General features: G+C 63.6%; 4 protein-coding genes and 1 pseudogene. 4 read left to right on the forward strand and 1 reads right to left on the reverse strand.

Annotated features, from left to right (window positions below):
• The 4 genes and pseudogenes from EOA60_RS24645 to EOA60_RS24660 all read left to right on the forward strand — a co-directional run.
• Positions 1-225: pseudogene (locus tag EOA60_RS24645) on the forward strand (ABC transporter ATP-binding protein); the annotation flags it as partial.
• Between the two features lie 159 nt (positions 226-384).
• On the forward strand, positions 385-567 hold the full coding sequence (locus tag EOA60_RS24650; RefSeq protein WP_067326607.1) for a hypothetical protein: 183 nt from the start codon (positions 385-387) through the stop codon (positions 565-567).
• A 162-nt stretch (positions 568-729) separates the two neighbouring features.
• Positions 730-1,146 (forward strand): glyoxalase/bleomycin resistance/extradiol dioxygenase family protein, encoded by a 417-nt coding sequence (locus tag EOA60_RS24655; protein WP_066994423.1) that lies wholly within the window; start codon positions 730-732, stop codon positions 1,144-1,146.
• Between the two features lie 110 nt (positions 1,147-1,256).
• The gene (locus EOA60_RS24660) at positions 1,257-1,610 is read left to right on the forward strand and encodes a DUF1428 family protein (protein WP_067326604.1); all 354 of its coding nucleotides are present in this window, start codon (positions 1,257-1,259) and stop codon (positions 1,608-1,610) included.
• 142 nt (positions 1,611-1,752) lie between these two features.
• On the opposite strand, the gene EOA60_RS24665 is transcribed toward EOA60_RS24660, so the two are convergent.
• Positions 1,753-3,393, reverse strand: coding sequence for a tetratricopeptide repeat-containing sulfotransferase family protein (locus EOA60_RS24665; RefSeq protein ID WP_095823254.1), 1,641 nt, complete (start codon positions 3,391-3,393; stop codon positions 1,753-1,755).
• Positions 3,394-3,422: the final 29 nt, after the last annotated feature.

Below are 3,422 nucleotides of genomic sequence, written 5' to 3' on the forward strand. Positions count from 1 at the left end.
AATTTCTACCTCCTCGACGAGCCGACCAATCACCTCGACATTGACGGCCAGGAAGCGCTGGAGGACGAGTTGCTGAAGCATCAGGCAAGCTGCCTGCTCGCCTCGCACGACCGCTCCTTCATCCGCGCGATCGGCAACCGGTTCTGGCTGATCGAGAAGCGGCGGCTGACCGAAGTCGACAGTCCGGAAGGGTTCTTCCGCTCGGTGGCCGCGACGGAGCGCTGATAGCCACGACAAGGCCGGCCTATACGGGGGGCCGGCCTATACGGGCCGGCTTTCCGGGCGCGCATGAAAAATTCCGGTGACCTGTCGGATTGCCGCAGCATTCCTCGTCCCTTGGGATGCCGACACGGTGCTGACGGCACCAACCAGGGAGAGTTTATCATGTCCATCTTGTCATCCATCAGCCGCATCGCCAGCCAATATGCGACGGCGCGCGCCCGCTACCGCAGCGAGCGCATTCTGCTTTCGCTGCCGGCCGACCTGCGCAAGGACATCGGTTTTCCGGAAATTCTCGACACGCGAAACGGCCGCTGCACAGCTACCTTCTCGACCGACGTCATTTGAAAGTGACCAACGGGTTCATGCGACGGTCATCGGCTTCACCGGCTGCGCGGCCGGTCCGGGCCCGGCCCGCTAAAAAAATTCCGCTGCCCGTGTAGGATTGCTGTCGCCTCGTCCGTCTTTTGATCGCAACGCACAATCAACCCGTGAAGAGGAACACGTGAAATGACCGACCAGAACCCGCCCCGCGCCAAAGTTCTTGGCGGATTGACCCCCTATCTGCAGGTCGACGGCGCCATCAAGGCGGCCGAGTTCTACAAGAAGGCTTTCGGGGCCGAGGAAGTCTTTGCCTATCCGCCGGACGACAAGGGCCGCACCATGCATATCCATCTCTATGTCAACGGCTCGACGCTCATGCTGGGCGACGCCTATCCCGAGCACGGCCATCCGCATCAGGCGGCGCAGGGTTATACGCTCCAACTCCATCTCGGTAGTGACGACGTCGATGCCTGGTGGAAGCGCGCGGTAGACGCCGGCTGCGAAGTCGTCACGCCCCTCCAGGTAATGTTCTGGGGCGACCGCTGGGGCCAGGTGAAGGATCCCTTCGGCGTCGCCTGGGCGATGAACGCGCCGGTAAAATAGGTTTCCCAGCGAGCAAGCGTCGGCCGCCAATCCCAGGGCTGACGCGCTCACCCGCGCCGGGTCGTATCCCCGCCGGCCCGGCGCTCGTTTTCAGCGAAGGAGTTTTACCCATGTCCTATGTCGATGGTTTCGTGCTTGCCGTGCCGAAGGCAAATCTTGATGACTACAAGAAAATGGCTGCGAATGCCGGCGCCGTCTGGAAGGAGCACGGCGCGCTCGCCTATGTCGAATGCATCGGCGACGACGTGCCCTATGGCGAACTGACCTCGTTCCCGCGCGCCGTGCAGGCGAAGGACGACGAAGTCGTCATCTTTGCCTGGGTCGTTTACGAATCCAGGCAGAGCCGCGACGCGGTCATGGCGAAAGTGATGGCCGACGAACGTCTCAAGATGGACTGGTCGACAATGCCCTTCGACGGGAAGCGCATGATCTTCGGCGGCTTCCAGCCATTTATCGAGGTTTGAGCACAGCCGATTCGGTCCTCATCCAGGGCGGAGCAGGAGCGGAGCTCCTGCTTCCCCCTGGAATGACGAGGTTGCGAGGCAGCGGCTAATCTCACAGGCCTGCGATGGCTGAGAGCAAGCGGCCTACCAGTCCAACCCGGCTCTATCCGTTCTGGAGCTTGACGAGCAGCGGCTTCAGCCGCTCCCCATAACGCTTCCACAGGTCGACCGAGCCCTGATACATCGGCTGGCGCACCTGCGCGGCCGACGCCGTGCGCACCGGCCGGTCGGTCTCGTGGAACGCCAGCACCTTGTCGTCCCAAGGCAGGCCGAGATGCGCCATCAGCGCCCGCGTCTGGCCTTCCTGATCGGCGACGAAATCCTCGTAGCGGACGTCGTGGACGACGCCGGGCAGAACTTTGTGCCAATGCGCCATGATATCGGTGTAGAGGTTATGGAAATCGGCGAGCTCGCCGAGATCGTAGCCGTAACGATGGCTGTCGCCGCGGAAATGCACTTTGAAGATCGACAGGCACGTGGCCGCGGCGTCGCGCGCGCAATGCACGATCTTCGCCTTCGGCAGCATCATGTGCAGGAAGCCGACCAGCAGGAAGTTGCCCGGCATCTTGTCGGTGACATGGCGGAAGCCCGGATACCGGGCATGCAGCATGTCGATATAGGCCTGCCCGGCTTCGGCAAAGGCCTTGTCCGGCATGTCGGCTATCCCTGAGGGAAAACCGCCCGGCATGCTCATCGGAAACTGCTTGCCGACGACCGACTTCAGGATGCTGAGCTCGCCCGCGCCAAAGACCTGCGGATGGCTGGCGATGATCTGCTCGACCAGCGTCGTGCCGGAACGCGGCATGCCGACGACGAAGATCGGCGTGTCGTCGGAAATGTCGCTCGGCCTGTGCTTTTCGAAGAAGGCCTTGTCGAAGGCCGACTTCATCGCTTCGAACTCGTCGCGCGTTCTCACCGGGTCGTAGTCGATGCCCTTGCGGCGGATCGCATTGCCCTCGGCGAAATAGTCGAAGGCGCGGCCATAATCCTTCAGATCGTCATTGGCCTTGCCGAGGCCGAAGGAAAGCTGCATGCGCGCAAGGCTGTCCTGCGGCGCCTTGGCGTGCTCGGCCTCCATGCCGGCAAGCTCGGCGTCGCGCTCTGTCTGGCGCTTGACCTGGGTCAGCAGAAGCCAGGCTTTCGCCATCGCCGGAGCGATCGCCACCGCCTGGCGGGCAAGATCGGCGGCCTCGGCGAGCTTGCCCTTCTCCATCAGGGCGACGCCCAGTCCGTAGAGCAGCTCGGCATCCTTGGGCCGGATCGACAGCGACTCGCGGAAGAGCGCAATCGCCTCGTCGAGCCGCCCGGCTTCCTGCAGCGTTTCGGCAAGGCCGATGCGGGCGCGGACATGGAACGGGTTGCGGCCGATCGTGCCGCGATAGATCTCCTCAGCGCCCTCGAACTGGCCGAGCTGCTTCAGCGACGAGCCGAGATTGTCGCGCGCCGCGAGTTGGTCCGGGCGGATGTCCACCGCGCCGCGGAAGAAATCGACGGCGGCGGCAACGCGGCCGAGGTCGCGCATCACCGTGCCCATGTTGTTGAGGAAATCGGCATTTTGGGGCTGCAGCGTGACCGACTGCTCGATGAGGTCCAGCCCTTCCTCGCTACGACCTGTCTGATGCAGGAGGAGCCCGAGGAAATGCAGCGCGGCGGCATGATTAGGCTGCTGCCCCAGCACCTGCCGGTAAAGCGACTCCGCCTCCTGCCGGCGTCCTGCCTGGTGCAGCTGCAGCGCCCGCTGCACATAGGGATCGAGGGGGCTCGCCGATCCTG

It is taken from the genome of Mesorhizobium sp. M1A.F.Ca.IN.020.06.1.1 (assembly GCF_004023265.1).
GTDB lineage: Bacteria > Pseudomonadota > Alphaproteobacteria > Rhizobiales > Rhizobiaceae > Mesorhizobium.

Bases quoted from the DNA above. Each gene is read 5' to 3' on its own strand.
- EOA60_RS24650 (WP_067326607.1), top strand. From the start codon at position 385: ATGTCCATCTTGTCATCCATCAGCCGCATCGCCAGCCAATATGCGACG.
- EOA60_RS24655 (WP_066994423.1), top strand. From the start codon at position 730: ATGACCGACCAGAACCCGCCCCGCGCCAAAGTTCTTGGCGGATTGACC.
- EOA60_RS24660 (WP_067326604.1), top strand. From the start codon at position 1,257: ATGTCCTATGTCGATGGTTTCGTGCTTGCCGTGCCGAAGGCAAATCTT.